The organism is Pseudomonas sp. A39 (genome assembly GCF_058145955.1).
This window is the reverse complement of the sequence record NZ_JBYVMD010000028.1, coordinates 61,046-77,195: the sequence shown is the minus strand read 5'-3', so window position 1 is coordinate 77,195 and position 16,150 is coordinate 61,046. Positions and strand designations below refer to the sequence as shown.

Annotated in this window: 15 protein-coding genes and 1 pseudogene; 9 read left to right on the top strand and 7 right to left on the bottom strand. The window is 60.5% G+C overall.

Annotation, left to right across the window (positions count from 1 at the left end; translation table 11 throughout):
* Positions 1-151: 151 nt before the first annotated feature.
* Positions 152-523, top strand: a pseudogene (gene tauA / locus AC3ZU9_RS20490) (taurine ABC transporter substrate-binding protein); the annotation flags it as partial.
* A gap of 165 nt (positions 524-688) precedes the next feature.
* Here tauA and argA read toward each other — a convergent pair.
* Entirely contained in the window at positions 689-1,990 is a 1,302-nt protein-coding gene (argA, locus tag AC3ZU9_RS20485) for an amino-acid N-acetyltransferase (protein WP_015886427.1), read from the bottom strand.
* 135 nt (positions 1,991-2,125) lie between these two features.
* A complete protein-coding gene (gene argE / locus AC3ZU9_RS20480; RefSeq protein ID WP_046034906.1) occupies positions 2,126-3,274 on the bottom strand; it encodes an acetylornithine deacetylase in 1,149 nt (382 codons plus the stop codon).
* Positions 3,275-3,432: 158 nt separating this feature from the next.
* Between argE and AC3ZU9_RS20475 the strand changes: the two genes are divergently transcribed.
* A complete protein-coding gene (locus AC3ZU9_RS20475) occupies positions 3,433-4,800 on the top strand; it encodes a CYTH domain-containing protein (RefSeq protein ID WP_015886429.1) in 1,368 nt (455 codons plus the stop codon).
* An 86-nt stretch (positions 4,801-4,886) separates the two neighbouring features.
* On the opposite strand, the gene AC3ZU9_RS20470 is transcribed toward AC3ZU9_RS20475, so the two are convergent.
* Positions 4,887-5,357 carry an Lrp/AsnC family transcriptional regulator gene (locus AC3ZU9_RS20470; protein ID WP_015886430.1) on the bottom strand — a complete coding sequence of 157 codons (471 nt, stop codon included), beginning with the start codon at positions 5,355-5,357 and terminating at the stop codon, positions 4,887-4,889.
* Positions 5,358-5,483: 126 nt separating this feature from the next.
* Here AC3ZU9_RS20470 and AC3ZU9_RS20465 point away from each other — a divergent pair, with 126 nt between their 5' ends.
* From AC3ZU9_RS20465 to AC3ZU9_RS20435, 7 genes are all read left to right on the top strand, one after another.
* Positions 5,484-5,822 (top strand): ACT-like domain-containing protein, encoded by a 339-nt coding sequence (locus tag AC3ZU9_RS20465; protein WP_122811753.1) that lies wholly within the window; start codon positions 5,484-5,486, stop codon positions 5,820-5,822.
* Positions 5,823-5,904: 82 nt separating this feature from the next.
* Complete coding sequence (locus AC3ZU9_RS20460) at positions 5,905-7,584, top strand: GspE/PulE family protein (RefSeq protein WP_490091236.1); 1,680 nt, start codon at positions 5,905-5,907, stop codon at positions 7,582-7,584.
* A gap of 77 nt (positions 7,585-7,661) precedes the next feature.
* Positions 7,662-8,582, top strand: a complete 921-nt coding sequence (locus AC3ZU9_RS20455) for an SPFH domain-containing protein (protein ID WP_010207363.1) — start codon at positions 7,662-7,664, stop codon at positions 8,580-8,582.
* A gap of 10 nt (positions 8,583-8,592) precedes the next feature.
* A complete protein-coding gene (locus tag AC3ZU9_RS20450; protein ID WP_015886433.1) occupies positions 8,593-9,039 on the top strand; it encodes an NfeD family protein in 447 nt (148 codons plus the stop codon).
* Between the two features lie 69 nt (positions 9,040-9,108).
* The gene (locus tag AC3ZU9_RS20445; protein ID WP_003176799.1) at positions 9,109-9,423 is read left to right on the top strand and encodes a DUF2388 domain-containing protein; all 315 of its coding nucleotides are present in this window, start codon (positions 9,109-9,111) and stop codon (positions 9,421-9,423) included.
* A 188-nt stretch (positions 9,424-9,611) separates the two neighbouring features.
* Positions 9,612-10,277, top strand: coding sequence for an outer membrane protein (locus AC3ZU9_RS20440; RefSeq protein WP_046034903.1), 666 nt, complete (start codon positions 9,612-9,614; stop codon positions 10,275-10,277).
* 158 nt (positions 10,278-10,435) lie between these two features.
* On the top strand, positions 10,436-11,575 hold the full coding sequence (locus AC3ZU9_RS20435) for a DegT/DnrJ/EryC1/StrS family aminotransferase (RefSeq protein WP_102061181.1): 1,140 nt from the start codon (positions 10,436-10,438) through the stop codon (positions 11,573-11,575).
* A 41-nt stretch (positions 11,576-11,616) separates the two neighbouring features.
* Here the strand turns inward: AC3ZU9_RS20435 and gcvH are convergent, their stop codons facing one another.
* The 4 genes from gcvH to AC3ZU9_RS20415 all read right to left on the bottom strand — a co-directional run bounded on the left by gcvH (position 11,617) and on the right by AC3ZU9_RS20415 (position 16,130).
* The gene (gcvH, locus tag AC3ZU9_RS20430; protein ID WP_015886436.1) at positions 11,617-12,000 is read right to left on the bottom strand and encodes a glycine cleavage system protein GcvH; all 384 of its coding nucleotides are present in this window, start codon (positions 11,998-12,000) and stop codon (positions 11,617-11,619) included.
* Positions 12,001-12,053: 53 nt separating this feature from the next.
* Positions 12,054-13,136, bottom strand: coding sequence for a glycine cleavage system aminomethyltransferase GcvT (gene gcvT, locus AC3ZU9_RS20425; RefSeq protein ID WP_015886437.1), 1,083 nt, complete (start codon positions 13,134-13,136; stop codon positions 12,054-12,056).
* Positions 13,137-13,292: 156 nt separating this feature from the next.
* Complete coding sequence (locus AC3ZU9_RS20420) at positions 13,293-14,909, bottom strand: ABC transporter permease (protein WP_102061184.1); 1,617 nt, start codon at positions 14,907-14,909, stop codon at positions 13,293-13,295.
* A 216-nt stretch (positions 14,910-15,125) separates the two neighbouring features.
* Positions 15,126-16,130, bottom strand: coding sequence for an extracellular solute-binding protein (locus AC3ZU9_RS20415; RefSeq protein WP_015886439.1), 1,005 nt, complete (start codon positions 16,128-16,130; stop codon positions 15,126-15,128).
* Positions 16,131-16,150: the final 20 nt, after the last annotated feature.

Sequence of the window (16,150 nt, the reverse complement as noted above, 5' to 3'; positions counted from 1 at the left end):
GGAATAAGCCATTTCGTGATGCGGACAGGTCAGGGTAGACCAACCGCTCCCTTAGCTAATGCCTAAAAGGTATTTGTTAACGCCTTTTTAGATCGAATAGCGTGGCCATACGGTTGCATACGTCACCTACGATCAAAAACGCGACGCCATCATGGCCAAACGCATATCCTCCCGTCAATTTGTTACAGTTTTTGTGTCACTAATTCTTTCTTTTGATGTCAAAGCCGCCCATTTGCGATCGCCTACCTCAGCGGCTTCACGAAATCTACCCCTCGTTGCATCGTTAGTATCGGCCCAGATCAATGCTTCTGAAGCATGAGCGGTGCATAACGGCAGCCACAATGTCGCAGCCCAGGACCTGATCGGAAGAACCATCGCCACACCGATTCTCTCAACCTCTCATAAAAGCCAGCTCGGCACGCTGAAGCCTTGGGGCCTGCATGCTCGGAAAGTGAATGTGTTGAACCTGAACGCGACAGAAATTGCCGCTGAGTGGAAACGTAGCGAAATCGACGCGGTGTTCGGGTGACAGCGCAATAAATCTCGAAACTGACAGCCTAAAAACTACGGACATTTCCGAACTGCTGGCCAGCGTCCGATTGCCGGACGCCCAGACACCTCAGATCCAATGTGGGAGCGAGCAAGGCCGTTCCCACATTTTTAACCTGTGTCGTTCCCGAAATCGGGTTTAGAGCGCCTTCTCGAAAATCTTCGAGTTACGCTGATAGTTGTACAGCGACGCCCGCGCCGACGGCAGACGGTCCACACTGCTCGGCACAAAGCCGCGCTCACGGAACCAGTGGGCGGTACGCGTGGTAAGCACGAACAAGGTCTTCAACCCCTGCGCCCGCGCACGGGTCTGGATACGCTCCAGCAACACATCACCCCGGGCGCCGTGGCGGTATTCCGGGTTCACCGCCAGGCAGGCCAGCTCACCCGCATCCGAATCGGCGATCTGATACAACGCCGCACAGGCGATGATCATGCCTTCGCGCTCCACCACGCTGAACTGCTCGATCTCACGCTCAAGCACTTCGCGCGAACGGCGCACCAGGATGCCCTGCTCTTCCAGCGGGCTGATCAGGTCGAGCAAGCCGCCGACATCTTCAATCGCCGCTTCACGCACCAGTTCGAACTGCTCCTGGGCCACCAGCGTACCGCCGCCGTCCCGTGTGAACAGTTCGGTGAGCAAGGCCCCGTCTTCGGCGTAGCTGACGATATGGCTGCGTCCTACGCCGCCCCGACAGGCCTCGGCGGCCGCATCCAGCAACTCGGCCTGGTAGTTGCTGCTGCCCAGGCGTTGCAGGTGAGCCGGCACTTGTTGCGGGCGCAACTCGCGCACCAGGCGACCGTTTTCATCGATCAAGCCCAGGTCGGCACCAAACAGCAGCAGCTTGTCGGCGCCCAGGTCGATGGCGGCGCGGGTAGCGACGTCTTCGCAGGCCAGGTTGAAGATCTCACCGGTCGGTGAATACCCCAGCGGCGACAGCAGCACGATGGAGCGTTCGTCCAGCAGGCGGTTGATGCCCTTGCGGTCGACACGACGCACTTCGCCGGTGTGGTGGTAGTCCACACCTTCCAGTACGCCGATAGGACGTGCGGTTACGAAATTGCCGCTGGTCACGCGCAGGCGCGAGCCCTGCATCGGCGACGAGGCCATGTCCATCGACAGGCGTGCTTCGATGGCGATACGCAAGTGGCCGACGGCGTCGATCACACACTCCAGTGTCGCGGCATCGGTGATGCGCATGCCTTCGTGGTAAGTCGGAGTCAGGCCACGCGCTTCAAGGCGCACCTCAATCTGTGGGCGCGAACCGTGCACCAGCACCAGTCGCACGCCGAGGCTGTGGAGCAGCACCAGGTCGTGGACGATATTGCCGAAGTTGGGATGTTCCACACCATCGCCGGGCAGCATGACCACAAAGGTGCAGTCCCGGTGAGCGTTGATGTAGGGCGAAGCGTGACGAAGCCAATTGACGTATTCGGGCATGGAACCTGGGCCTGTAATAAAAAGCAGCCGAAAAAGGATGAGTCGTGAAAACGCACAGCGGGCTGATGGTTATCGTCGGAACAGGCTTGGCGACACGCTCACTCTCCTTCTATGTACGAATAGGCAGGGGTTAATTTATGCAGGTTTCAGGCAGTAATGTTCGATCAGTTCCCGCAATAGACGCACTGTAGGCGTCAAGCGTGACATTTCGAGGTACTCGCCCGGCTGGTGGGCGCAGGCGATGTCGCCGGGGCCGAGCACCAGGGTTTCACAACCAAGGCGCTGAAGATAAGGCGCTTCGGTGCCGAACGCTACTGCTTCGGCACGATGACCGGTCAATCGTTCCGCGACCCGCACCAGCTCGGCGTCTTCGACTTGCTCAAACGGCGGCACTTCGGGGAACAGCGGCGCATAGTCGATCTTGACCTGATGGCGCTCGGCCAAGGGTTCAAGCTTCTGCCGGATGGCCGCGCGCAGCACTTCGGGATCCATGCCCGGCAAAGGTCGCAGGTCGAATTCCAGGGAGCATTGGCCGCAGATGCGGTTGGGGTTGTCACCGCCGTGGATGCAGCCGAAGTTCATGGTCGGCTGGGGCACACTGAATTGCGGGTTGCGGTACTCCCGCTGCCAGGCCAGGCGCAAACCACGCAGTTCGCCAATGGCGTCGTGCATGGCCTCCAGGGCACTGTGACCCAGGCGCGGGTCCGACGAGTGGCCGCTTTGCCCAAGAATGTCGATGCGCTCCATCATCACGCCTTTGTGCAGGCGGATCGGCTTGAGGCCGGTGGGCTCGCCGATCACGGCCGCACGGCCCAGGGGGCGACCCGCCTCGGCCAGTGCGCGCGCACCGGACATCGAGCTTTCTTCATCGCAGGTCGCGAGGATCAGCAGCGGCTGCTTGAACGGTTGGTCCAGCAGCGGCAATACCGCTTCGATGGCCAGCGCGAAAAAGCCCTTCATGTCGCAACTGCCCAATCCTACCCAGCGGCCGTCGACTTCCGTCAGTTTGAGCGGATCAGTCTTCCACAACGCGGCGTCATAAGGGACGGTGTCGCTATGCCCCGCCAGCACCAGGCCGCCGGGGCCGCTGCCAAAACTGGCGAGCAGGTTGAACTTGCCGGGGCTGACGTGTTGGATGTCGATGGCGAAGCCCAGGTCTCCCAGCCAGCTGGCAAGCAAATCGATCACCGGGCGGTTGGTCTGGTCGAGAGACGCTTGGGTGCAACTGACCGAAGGCGCGGCAACCAGTGCGGCGAACTGCTCTTTCATGGACGGTAACGGCATGCGCGGTCTCTCAACTTCCCGGATGAACCTCACTATAGAGGCATCTGCACAACACAATAAACCGTTGCGGCACGTTGCCGGGCTCAGTCCTGTACACTGCACGACCTTGGCAGCCACACTTTTCCCCGGCTGCGCTCCCGATCCTGGATTTTCCGGCCATGCAGAAAGAAACCGAAATCAAGCTCCGCGTCAGCCGCGAAACACTCGCCGCGCTGCGTGAGCACCCGCTACTGAAAAAACGCAACAAAAGTGGCTGGGAACGCCGTGAGTTGATGAACCAATACTTCGACACCCCCGAGCGCGACCTGGCCCAGGCCAAAGTCGCCCTGCGCCTGCGCAAGGACGGTGACGACATCATCCAGACCCTCAAGACCCGTGGCCAGAGCGTCGCCGGCCTGTCGGAACGTAACGAATACAACTGGGAACTGCCCAAAGCCAAGCTCGACGTGAAGAAGCTTGACGGCGAATGCTGGCCAGAGCAGTTGGCCGAGCTGGACAAAAAGACCCTCAAGCCGATCTTCACCACCGACTTCGTGCGTGAACGCGCCGAAATCGCCTGGGGCCGTGGCAAGGCCAAGGTGGTCATCGAAGCCGCCCTGGACCTGGGCCATGTGGTGGTCGGCAAGCAGAAAGAAGAAATCTGTGAGCTGGAACTGGAACTGCGCGAAGGCGAACCGGCTGCCCTGCTGGAACTCGCCGCCGAACTGGCCGCCACCCTTGCCTTGATGCCATGCGACATCAGCAAAGCCGAGCGTGGCTATCGCCTGTACGACGCCAGCAGCTACTCCTTGAGCCTGCCGGCGCCGCAACTCCAGGCCGAAATGCCGCTGGACGACGCCTTCGCCGCGATCATGTGGCACTTGCTTGGCAGCAGCCAGCGCCTGGCCGAGCAATACCGTTTTAATGGCCACTGGCGCCTGCTGCAGGACTGGGTCGACAACCTCGGCGAACTGCGCGCCCTGATCGGTAGCCTCGGTCAGGCGGCACCGCGCCAATCCACCAGCGAACTGCGCAGCGCACTCGATGCCCTGCTGGAAGACTGGCGCCCGCTGGTGCAAGCCGGTGATGACGACGAAGACATTCGCAAAGCCGCACCGGAACAGTTCATCGAAGAATTGGACGACGTGCGTTGGGGCCTGTTCTCACTGAACGCTTCGCGCTGGCTGCTGGCCCGCACCTGGACCGCCGACCGCAACGTACGCGGCAACCGCCAAGGCGCTGCGCAAATCACCAACTGGCTGCCACGCCTGCTGGCCGACGATGCCGTCGCCCTGCAACTGCCGCGCTACCAGCAACAGCCGGAAGACCTGGCTGAGCAGCTGCCGCGCATCGAACGCATCCAGGCCTGGCTGCACCATGCGCGCCAGGTGGTGGATATTCCGGAACTGGACCGCCTGTACGGCGAGCTGAACAAGTTGGTGCAATTGGCCAACCAGCCGATCACCGACGAGTCGCTGGATGCGCGGATGCATCAGGCGATTGCGGTGTACCAGAACCGTGCGTGGAAGATGTTGCTGCGTCTGTAAGATCGCCATCGGCGAGCAAGCCCGTCCCACATTTGAAATGCATTCCAAATGTGGGAGGGAGCTTGCTCCCGATGAGGCCGGTCCGGTCAGCGCAAGACCGGCAGGCTGGTAGTGGATTTGATCTCCGACAACGCCACAATCGAATTAACTTCCTGAATCCCCGGCACCATCGACAGCTTTTCAAAGAAAAACCGCTCATAGGCCTCGATGTCCGAGGTGACGATACGCAGCAGAAAATCCACCGCCCCCATCAGCACATAACACTCCAGCACTTCCGGAAACCCGCGAATCGCGTCGGTGAACTCGGTGAAGTTGGAGCGACCGTGGGCGTTGAGTTTCACCTCGGCGAAAATCTGCGTGTTGAGGCCGATCTTCTTGCGGTCCAGCAAGGTCACCTGACCGCGAATCACGCCCTCTTCCTTGAGCCGTTGGATCCGTCGCCAGCACGGCGATTGAGACAGGCCGACCTGTTCGGCGATCTGCGCGCTGGAGAGCGAGGCGTCTTCTTGCAACAGGGCCAGGATACGGCGGTCGTAGGCGTCCAACTGGCTGTGCATATAAATACCTTTTATTGTGCTTATCTTGAATTATACGATTCGATTAATCGCACAAAAGGCTCATCTTAGATAAGAAATCTCCGTTAGCGAATGTAAAATTTCTCCAGTCGAATCTGGAGAGCCAGCATGCACGCCATCGAAACCACCCACCCTGTAACCCGCGTCGATGCGTGGGCCGTCAACAGTGCCCACTGCCAGGCGCACTACCGCATCGTCGCCGAGGCGGAACCGGATGTGTTGTGCCGGGTGCTCAACTATTTCGCCCTGCAATGCCTCACGCCGCGACAGGTCACGGTGAACAGGGAAGATGACCTGCTGAACATCGATATCCTGATGGATGGCTTGAGCTGGCACCGCGCCCAGGTGATCGGTGAAAAGATTCGAAACCTGATCAGCGTCTGCTCGCTGGACGTGTGGTCGGCTGATTCGGCGGGGCCTCAGGCGGTGATGGCCGTTGCGCAGTAAAAACCTGCAATATACGCTGGGAGGTGGATATTCAGAGGCTGACTAGCCTGGGGTTTACACCCATTGCCCCAGGAAAACCTTCATGCTTGTTGATCAACGATTGGAATTGCATCAGCTGTTGCCGGCTTTGGTCGAAGGGCGCCTGATCACACCCGAAGTGGCGCAGCGCTTGTCGGCGCTGCCGGCCAGCAACAGCCAGCATCCCCTGGAGAGCATTGCAGCCCAAGGCCCCAACCTGGAAACCCTGACCGAATGGCTTGCCCAGCATGCCGGGCAACCCTATCTGCGTATCGACCCATTGAAGATCAACGTGGCAGCCGTGGTGCCGCTGATGTCTCACGCGTTCGCCCAACGTCATGCCATTCTCGCGGTGGCGGTGGACGCGCAGACCGTCACTGTCGCCAGCGCCCAACCCCACATCACCAGCTGGGAAGCCGGGCTGGCGCAGGTGCTCAAGCGTTCGATCAAACGCGTGGTGGCCAACCCGCAGGACATCGCGCGCTGCATCGGCGAGTTTTACCGGCTGGCCAAATCCGTCAGCGGTGCCGACCAAAAGGTCGCGGCGCCTGGCCATGTCGAATTGCTCAACCTCGGCGCCAGCGAGCAAGAGCCGGATGCCAATGACGCGCATATCGTCAACATCGTCGACTGGTTGTTGCAGTACGCCTTCGCACAGCGTGCCAGTGATATCCACATCGAGCCGTGCCGCGAACAGGGCCGGGTACGCTTTCGTATCGACGGGCTGCTGCATGACGTCTATCAGTTTCCGCCCCAGGTCACGATGGCGGTGGTCAGCCGCCTGAAAAGCCTGGGCCGTATGAACGTGGCGGAAAAACGCCGGCCCCAGGACGGCCGGGTCAAGACCAAAAGCCCGACAGGCGCGGAAGTGGAGCTGCGCCTTTCCACCTTGCCCACGGCGTTTGGCGAGAAGCTGGTGATGCGGATCTTCGACCCGCAGGTGCTGCTCAAAGGCTTTGACCAGTTGGGCTTGTCTGCTGATGACCAACAGCGCTGGCACGCCATGACCAGCCAGACCAATGGCATCATCCTGGTCACCGGCCCTACCGGTTCGGGCAAGACCAGCACCCTCTACACGACGCTCAGGCAACTGGCGACCCGGGAGGTCAACCTGTGCACCGTGGAAGACCCGGTCGAGATGGTCGAGCCGGCGTTCAACCAGATGCAGGTGCAGCACAACATCGACCTGACCTTCGCCAGCGGCATCCGCGCCCTGCTGCGCCAGGACCCGGACATCATCATGATCGGCGAGATTCGCGACCAGGAAACTGCTGAAATGGCGATCCAAGCCGCGTTGACCGGACACTTGGTGCTGTCGACCCTGCATACCAACGATGCACCCAGTGCCATCAGCCGCTTGCAGGAACTGGGAGTTGCTCATTATTTGATCAAAGCAACGCTACTGGGCGTGATGGCGCAGCGCTTGGTGCGGGTTTTGTGCCCCCACTGCAAGCGTGCACGGGGTGACGTGCATGAGGCCGTGGGGTGCGTTGAATGTCGAAACAGCGGTTATCGGGGACGCGCCGGCGTATACGAAATCATGGTGTTGAACGAAGCACTGAAGACGCTGATCACGCCCGGCGCCGACGTGCAGGCGCTGCGTCAGGCGGCGGTGGCACAAGGTATGTGCAGCCTGCGCATGGCTGGCGTGCAAAAGGTCCAGGCAGGGCTGACCACCCTGGCGGAGGTATTGCGGGTGACCCCTGGGGATTCGGTAACAAATCCTTTGTTTGTTACGCGGTGAAACCGTTCTTATCGGTGACAACACCGTTACAATCGGCCGAACGTCGTTTCACTGACACCATCAGATAGGGAATCGCTATGCAGATCGGAACCGTACTGCTTCTTTTCGTGGGCTTGGCCATCGCCATCCTGTTCATGGGCTTCAAGGTCGTCCCCCAGGGTTACCAATGGACGGTCGAGCGTTTCGGGCGCTACACCAACACCCTCAAGCCTGGCCTGAACATCATTATCCCGGTCATGGACCGCATCGGCCGCAAGATCAACGTGATGGAAAGCGTGCTGGACATCCCGCCCCAGGAAGTCATCACCGCCGACAACGCCACCGTGCAGATCGACGCCGTGTGCTTCTTCCAGGTGGTCAACACGGCCCAGGCCGCCTACGAGGTCAACAACCTCGAACATGCCATCCGCAACCTGCTGCAAACCAACATCCGTACCGTGCTCGGCTCCATGGAGCTGGATGCCATGCTCAGCCAGCGTGACGGCATCAACGAAAAACTGCTGAAAACCGTGGACGAAGCCACGGCACCTTGGGGCATCAAGATCACCCGTATCGAGATCAAGGACATCAGCCCGCCGGCCGACCTGATGGCCGCCATGTCGGGCCAGATGAAAGCCGAGCGGATCAAGCGTGCGCAAATCCTCGAAGCCGAAGGCCTGCGCGCCTCGGCGATCCTGACTGCCGAAGGCAAGAAGCAGGCGCAGATCCTTGAGGCTGAAGGTAGCCGCCAAGCGGCGTTCCTTGAGTCCGAGGCCCGCGAACGTCAGGCCGAAGCGGAAGCCCGTGCCACCCAGGTCGTATCCGAGGCGATCGCATCGGGCAACGTGCAGGCGGTCAATTACTTCGTCGCGCAGAAATACATCGATGCCCTGGGCAAGCTGGCTTCGGCCAACAACAGCAAGGTCATCCTGATGCCGCTGGAAGCCAGCCAAGTCATCGGCGCGGTCGGCGGTATCGGCGAGATCGTCAAGGCGACGTTCGACAACAAGAAAGGCTGAGGCCATCGCCATGTGGGATTTCCTGCAGCATCTGTCGTTCTGGGATTGGCTGGCACTGGGTACCGTGCTGTTGATTCTTGAAGTATTTGGCGCCGGTGGTTACCTGTTGTGGATGGGTATCGCAGCGGCTGCCGTGGGCGTGATCAAGTTCCTGGTGCCGCCTCTTGGGCTGGAATGGCAGCTCCTGCTGTTTGCCGTTTTGTCGATTTTGACGGCGGTGTATTGGTGGAAGCGCCAACGCAGCAGCGCCAAGGCCAGTGACCAGCCAGGCTTGAACGAGCGTGGCTCGGAGCTGATCGGCCGCACCTTCGTGGTGCATCAGGCGATTGTAGATGGCCGGGGCAAGGTAAAGGTCGGCGATGGCGTGTGGATGGTGACCGGCCCGGACAGCCCCGTAGGCGCTCAAGTACGGGTGGTTGGCCAGGAAGGCGTGGTGTTAAAGGTTGAAACTGTTTAGTCAGTGATGGAACTCGATTGGCCTAACTACAATCATAAACTACAGATAACCCACCCGGAGTCACCCATCATGCGTCTCAAATATGCTGTCGCAACCCTCGCTGTGCTTTCCCTCCCTGTCGGTTCAGCCATGGCCGACAGTTTCTGGCGCAATGTCATCTCGTCGGGCGCCACTACCGGCTCGACGTACCTGACCTTCAAAGACCACAAGCTGGTGGTTGCCGCACAAGATGACGCAGGCAGCTTTGTTGCCAGCGACGGCGGCATCCGTGGCCCGTACCTGGAAGCCGCGATGCAGAAAGTCCGCGCCGATAACCCTGGCCTGCAGGCCACGGACATGGAGCTGGCCAACGCCATCCTCGCGAAAAACGCCGTCACCGAATAACTCGGGCTCGATAAAAAATGCCGCTTTTGACAGCGGCATTTTTTTGTCTTCAATTCCTACGGTCATCGCCGCTGATTACTACATAAGCATCCCTGCTTTCCCAAGTGAACACGGAGAAGTCCTGTCGAGCCTCACCCTGCCGGGCAACAAGCTAAGGCTTCCTTTTTAAATAAAGCGAACCACTGCCCATGCACACGCTTGCCTACGCACTGCTGCTCTCTGCATTTGCCACCCCTTACGCACAAGCGGAAAGCTGGTACGGATCAGCCAAATTCAACAGCGCTCGTCAGAATCTCTCCAGCTCGCTGCTGACCAGCCCACGCGTCACTGACAGGGTGGACGCCCCGGATAGCAGCAAGTCATTTGTGGCTTCTTTCGCCGCGGGCTATGCCTTTGACAATGGCTGGCGCCTCGAAGGGGAATACACCATGCCGAACAACTCGACATTCAAATCCTACTGGGCCCCTTTCAATGCCAACGTCAACAGCCTGCATGTCCAGAGCCAACGCTTGATGCTCAATGGCTATAAAGACATCCCGATCAACCCATGGTTGTCGTTCTACGGCATGGCCGGGGTGGGCGTCGCACGCATTGAAGCCGAGGGCTATCAAACGAATGAGACCCGTCGTTTCGCCAGCAATCGCCAGCATCATTTCGCCTACAGCGTAGGCATGGGGCTGGAAGCCAAGGTCAGTGAGCAAATCACGCTGGGTGCCGGCTATCGTTACATCGCAATGGGCGATGTTGAAACCGGCTACAACACCTTCGCAAACCGTGTGAACGCTCGGGATGAGCAACTCAAAGGTAAGCTCAAGGAACAGAATGTGTTTCTGGAGGCGCGCTATTCCTTCTGAAACCTAGTAGGAAATGCCGCTTTCGAAGCGGCATTTTTTAACCGGACGGTGACGATTCATTCACAGGCGACAGGCTATATTCAGTCAAGCCGTGCAACCATGCCGGTACTGATACCTCGCTTACTCATCGCCAATCTGAAACGGATGCCTTCGTCGTCATGAGCCAACAGCCCTTCCTGCCGTTTTCCAAACCCACCATTGATGAAGCCACCATCTCGGCGGTCGGCGATGTACTGCGTTCGGGCTGGATTACCAGCGGGCCGAAAGTGCAGGCCTTCGAAGCGCAGTTGTCGGAATACTTTGGCGGACGGCCGGTGCGCACGTTCAACTCGGGCACCTGCACCATGGAGATTGCCTTGCGCATCGCCGGTATTGGGCCAGGCGATGAAGTCATCACCACGCCGATCTCCTGGGTGGCCACGGCCAACGTGATCCTGGAAGTGGGTGCCACACCGGTGTTTGCCGATATTGACCCGGTGACCCGCAATCTCGACCTGGTCCAGGTGGAGGCTGCCATCACCCCGCGCACCAAGGCGATCATCCCGGTGTACCTGGCCGGCCTGCCCTTGGACATGCCGATGCTGTATGCACTGGCCAACAAGTACAACCTGCGCATCGTCGAGGACGCAGCGCAGGCGCTGGGTTCCAGCTGGGATGGCGAACGTATCGGCGCCACTGGGGATTTCGTGTCGTTCAGCTTCCAGGCCAACAAGAACATCACCTCTTCCGAAGGCGGTTGCCTGGTGTTGAACAACGCAGAGGAAGCGCGGCTGGCAGAGAAGTACCGCCTGCAAGGCGTTACCCGCAGCGGCTTCGATGGTCTGGACGTGGACGTGCTGGGCGGCAAGTTCAATATGACCGACATCGCCGCTGCCATTGGCCTGGGGCAATTTGCCCATATCGAGAAGATCACCGCGCACCGCCAGAACCTGGCGCGCCACTATTTCAAATGCTTTGGCAGTGATTTCGAAGAGCAATACGGCGCACAGCTGCCGCCGGCTGATTTCGAAAACAGCAACTGGCACCTGTTCCAGTTGGTACTGCCGGAGCGCCACGACGGCCTACCGGCCCGCGCCACCTTCATGGAGCAGATGCAGGCCCACGGGGTCGGCATTGGCTATCACTATCCGCCGATCCACCTGCTGAGCCTTTATCGGGCGCAGGGGTTCAAGGAAGGTATGTTTCCGGTGGCGGAGAAGGTGGGGCGTTTGATCGTGTCACTGCCGATGTTTACGGCGATGACTGAGGCGGATGTGGAGCGCTCGGTGGCAGCGGTGAAGGCGGTTCTACAGCGCTGAAACACATTGCGGGAGCCGGATAACCGGCTCCCGCAACAGGATCACTCGCCGATGGCGGCTTTGTAGCCAGCAGCATCCAGCAGTTTTTCCAGGTCAGCCGGGTTGCCAGGCTTGAGCTTGAAGATCCACGCGCCGTACGGGTCGGAGTTGAGCAGCTCGGGGCTACCGCTCAGTTCTTCGTTGACGGCAATCACTTCGCCCGCAATCGGAGCGTAGATATCCGAGGCGGCCTTCACCGACTCAACCACGCCCGCTTGGCCCGCAGCGTCAAACTGAGCGCCAACTTCGGCCAATTCAACAAACACCACATCACCCAACGCTTCCTGAGCATGGTCGGAAATACCGACGGTCACAGTGCCGTCAGCTTCCAGGCGCGCCCATTCGTGGCTTTCGGCGAAACGCAGGTCGGCAGGGATATCGCTCATAGTCTGTGTCCTCAAGAAGTAATGTCAGCGGCCTTCGGCCTGCCGGAAATAGGTTAGATCAAGGTTTTGCCATGGCGCACGAAGGTCGGTTTGACCACTCGAACCGGGTACCACTTGCCGCGGATTTCCACTTCGGCCCGATCAGCGGTTGCCGTCGGTACACGCGCCAGGGCAATGGATTTGCTCAGCGTAGGAGAGAAACTACCACTGGTGATCTCCCCTTCGCCAATATTGGCGATACGAACCACCTGGTGAGCGCGTAAAACCCCGCGTTCTTCCAGTACCAGCCCGACCAGTTTGAACTGCACGCCGGCTGCTTTTTCCGCTTCCAGCGCAGCGCGGCCAATGAAATGACGCTCGGCGGGCTCCCAGGCGATACTCCAGGCCATGTTCGAAGCCAAGGGCGAAACGCTCTGGTGGATGTCCTGGCCGTACAGGTTCATACCGGCTTCGAGACGCAGCGTATCGCGGGCGCCGAGACCAATGGGTGAAATACCAGCGCCCACCAGGTCGTTGAAAAAACCCGGCGCCTGATCAGCTGGCAAGACAATCTCCAGGCCATCTTCCCCGGTATAACCCGTGCGCGCGATAAACCAATCGCCATCAGCCTGGCCCTCGAAGGGCTTGAGCTGGTGAATCAGCGTGCCACGAGACTGGGTGACCAACTCGGCGATCTTCTGCCGGGCGTGGGGACCTTGAATAGCCAGCATCGCCAACTCAGGCCGCTCATGCAGTTGCACTTGGTAAGTGCCCAGTTGCGCATGCATCCAGGCCATGTCCTGGTCGCGGGTGGCGGCATTGACCACCAGCCGATAGGCGGCCTCGGTACGGTAGACAATCATGTCGTCCACCACGCCGCCCTTTTCGTTGAGCATGGCGCTGTACAACGCACGGCCACAGCCATGCAGACGTTCGACATCATTGGCCAGCAGGCGCTGGAGCCATTCCTTGGCCTGGGGGCCGGTGACATCGATCACGGTCATATGAGATACATCGAACACCCCGCAGTCGCGTCGCACCTGGTGGTGTTCTTCAACTTGCGAGCCGTAGTGCAGAGGCATATCCCAACCGCCAAAATCGACCATTTTCGCGCCGAGGGCGAGATGCAGGTCATACAGAGGCGTACGCTGTCCCATGGGTTTCTCCTTCCGGGCTTGGCGAAGGTGCGCAGCATTGCTGTTCGTGCCGGACACCTTGAATTACAAGGCCTGCAGCCACGTCCAGCGACTCGATCCGAAAGACGGACCGCACCGAATGCCGCGCATTGTAGCCGCAAGCCGTAGGACTGGCACCTAACCGATTTGCCGGGCGGAGCGTCGGATCAGCCCGATCACCGGCAACAGGCCCACCAGCACCAGGGTCAGCGCAGGTAAAGACGCCCGGGCCCACTCGCCTTCACTGGTCATTTCAAAGATCCGCACCGCCAGCGTGTCCCAGCCGAACGGGCGCATCAGCAGGGTAGCGGGCATTTCCTTGAGCACGTCGACGAACACCAGCAACGCTGCGCTCAAGGTGCCCGGCAACAACAACGGCAGATACACTTTGCAAAACAGTCGTGGACCGCTGACGCCAAGACTGCGTGCCGCTTCCGGCAACGAGGGCCGGATACGCGCCAGGCTGTTTTCCAACGGCCCGTAGGCCACCGCCAGGAATCGCACCAGATACGCCAGCACCAACGCCGACAGGCTGCCCAACAGCAACGGTTTGCCCGCACCACCGAGCCAGCCGGACAGCGGCACCACCCATTCACGGTCCAGGTAGCTGAACGCCAACATGATCGACACTGCCAGCACCGAGCCCGGCAAGGCATAGCCGACATTGGCCAGGCTGATGCCGGAGCGGATCGCCCGTGTCGGCGCCAGGCGGTTGGCGAAAGCCAGCACCAGCGCCACGCTGACGGTGATCAGGGCAGCGATACCACCCAAGTACAGGGTGTGGAGGATCAATCCGGAATAGCGCTCATCCAGGTCGAAGCGGCCGCGCTGCCAGAACCAGGCGAACAATTGCAGCATCGGGATGACAAACGCACAGGCGAATACCAGCCCGCACCCGCTACTGGCCGCCGCCGCCTTGAACCCGCGCAGGTGATACAGCGCCTGGCCCCGTGGCCGCTCATTGCTCGGTCGGCTCGCGCCCCGGGCACGCCGTTCGCCGTACAGCACCAGCATCACCACCAGCAGCAACAGGCTGGCCAATTGGGCAGCGCTGGAAAGGCTGAAAAAGCCGTACCAGGTCTTGTAGATGGCCGTGGTGAAGGTGTCGAAGTTGAACACCGAGACCGCACCGAAATCCGCCAGGGTTTCCATCAATGCCAACGCCACCCCGGCACCAATCGCCGGCCGCGCCATGGGCAGTGCCACGTGCCAGAACGCTCGCCACGGCGATTGCCCGAGCACCCGCGCCGCTTCCATCAGGCCTTTGCCCTGGGCCAGGAACGCGGAGCGCGCCAGCAAGTAGACGTAGGGGTAGAACACCAGCACGAGGACGATGATCACACCGCTGGTGGAGCGCACCCGTGGCAGACGCAGGCCGGTGCCGAACCATTCGCGCAGCAGGGTTTGCACAGGCCCTGAGAAGTCCAGCAGGCCGACGAATACAAACGCCAGCACATAAGCCGGTATGGCGAAGGGCAGCATCAGCGCCCAGTCGAGCCAGCGTCGGCCGGGGAATTCGCAAAGGCTAGTGAGCCAGGCCAGGCTCACGCCTAACAGGGTTACGCCAACACCGACACCCAGCACCAGCGTCAGCGTGTTGCCCAGCAGGCGGGGCATCTGGGTTTCCCAGAGGTGAGACCAGATTTGCGCGTCGATACTCTGCCAGGACAGCAACAGCACGCTCAGCGGCAGCAGCACCAGGGCGGCGACGGTAAAGACCGGCAGGTACCAGCGGCGTTGGGCGGGGTGGGCCAAAGTCAGTTCTCAGTGAATGAATAGCTTGAAATCGCCGCAATCCAATGTGGGAGGGGGCTTGCTGTGGTGAGGGGGCTTGCCCCCCGACGGGTTCACCGTAGAACCATTGGGGCTGCTCCGCAGCCCAGCGCGGGGCAAGCCCGCTCACCACAGGAAGCTCGCTCATCACAGCAAGCCCCTCCCACATTTGGATCTACGGTGCCCGGCAGAGTGTACTTAGTTCCAGCCAGCGCGATCCATCAGGCGAATGGCTTCAGCCTGGCGCTTGCCCGCCACTTCCACCGGCAAGGTATCAGCCACGAACTTGCCCCAGGTCGCCACTTCGGCCGACGGCGGTACCGCCGGGTTGGCCGGGAACTCTTGGTTCACGTCGGCAAAGATTTTCTGCGCCTCAGCCGTGGTCATCCATTCCACCAGCGCCTTGGCGGCTTCCGGGTGCGGCGCGTGTTTGGTCAGGCCGATGCCCGACAAATTCACGTGCACACCACGGTCGCCCTGGTTCGGCCAGAACAGCTTCACCGCCAGGTCCGGCTTCTGCTTGTGCAGGCGGCCGTAGTAGTAGGTGTTGACGATGCCCACATCGCACTGGCCGGCATTGATAGCTTCGAGCACGGCGATGTCGTCGGAGAATACGTCGGTGGACAGGTTGTTGACCCAACCCTTGACGATTTCCTCGGTCTTGGCCGCGCCGTGGGTTTCGATCAGGGTGGCGGTCAGCGACTGGTTGTAGACTTTTTTCGCCGTACGCAGGCACAGGCGGCCTTCCCACTGTTTGTCGGCCAGGGCTTCGTAGGTGGTGAGGTCACCCGGCTTTACCCGGTCGGTGGAGTAGGCAATGGTCCGAGCGCGCAGGCTCAAGCCCGTCCAGGCATGCTTTGAAGAGCGGTACTGCAGGGGGATGTTCTTGTCGATGACTGCGGAGGTGAAGGGTTGCAGAATGCCCATTTGCTCGGCCTGCCAGAGGTTGCCGGCATCCACGGTGAGCAGCAGGTCGGCAGTGGCGTTCTCGCCCTCGGCCTTGATGCGCTGCATCAGCGGGGCTTCCTTGTCAGTGATGAACTTCACCTGCACGCCAGTCTTCTGAGTGTAGGCATCGAACACCGGCTTGATCAGCTCGTCGATGCGCGAGGAGTAGACCACCACTTCGTCGGCGGCCTGCACGGTCGTGCTGCCGATCAAGGTGAGTGCCAGGGCAGTCAGGAGGCGCTTGGGTGCCAACATGGGGGCGGTCTCTCATTTGC

Bases quoted from the DNA above. Each gene is read 5' to 3' on its own strand.
- AC3ZU9_RS20455 (WP_010207363.1), top strand. From the start codon at position 7,662: ATGCAGATCGGAACCGTACTGCTTCTTTTCGTGGGCTTGGCCATCGCC.
- AC3ZU9_RS20465 (WP_122811753.1), top strand. From the start codon at position 5,484: ATGCACGCCATCGAAACCACCCACCCTGTAACCCGCGTCGATGCGTGG.
- argA (WP_015886427.1), bottom strand. From the start codon at position 1,990: ATGCCCGAATACGTCAATTGGCTTCGTCACGCTTCGCCCTACATCAAC.
- AC3ZU9_RS20440 (WP_046034903.1), top strand. From the start codon at position 9,612: ATGCACACGCTTGCCTACGCACTGCTGCTCTCTGCATTTGCCACCCCT.
- gcvH (WP_015886436.1), bottom strand. From the start codon at position 12,000: ATGAGCGATATCCCTGCCGACCTGCGTTTCGCCGAAAGCCACGAATGG.
- gcvT (WP_015886437.1), bottom strand. From the start codon at position 13,136: ATGGGACAGCGTACGCCTCTGTATGACCTGCATCTCGCCCTCGGCGCG.
- AC3ZU9_RS20415 (WP_015886439.1), bottom strand. From the start codon at position 16,130: ATGTTGGCACCCAAGCGCCTCCTGACTGCCCTGGCACTCACCTTGATC.
- AC3ZU9_RS20450 (WP_015886433.1), top strand. From the start codon at position 8,593: ATGTGGGATTTCCTGCAGCATCTGTCGTTCTGGGATTGGCTGGCACTG.
- AC3ZU9_RS20435 (WP_102061181.1), top strand. From the start codon at position 10,436: ATGAGCCAACAGCCCTTCCTGCCGTTTTCCAAACCCACCATTGATGAA.
- AC3ZU9_RS20445 (WP_003176799.1), top strand. From the start codon at position 9,109: ATGCGTCTCAAATATGCTGTCGCAACCCTCGCTGTGCTTTCCCTCCCT.
- AC3ZU9_RS20460 (WP_490091236.1), top strand. From the start codon at position 5,905: ATGCTTGTTGATCAACGATTGGAATTGCATCAGCTGTTGCCGGCTTTG.
- argE (WP_046034906.1), bottom strand. From the start codon at position 3,274: ATGCCGTTACCGTCCATGAAAGAGCAGTTCGCCGCACTGGTTGCCGCG.
- AC3ZU9_RS20475 (WP_015886429.1), top strand. From the start codon at position 3,433: ATGCAGAAAGAAACCGAAATCAAGCTCCGCGTCAGCCGCGAAACACTC.
- AC3ZU9_RS20470 (WP_015886430.1), bottom strand. From the start codon at position 5,357: ATGCACAGCCAGTTGGACGCCTACGACCGCCGTATCCTGGCCCTGTTG.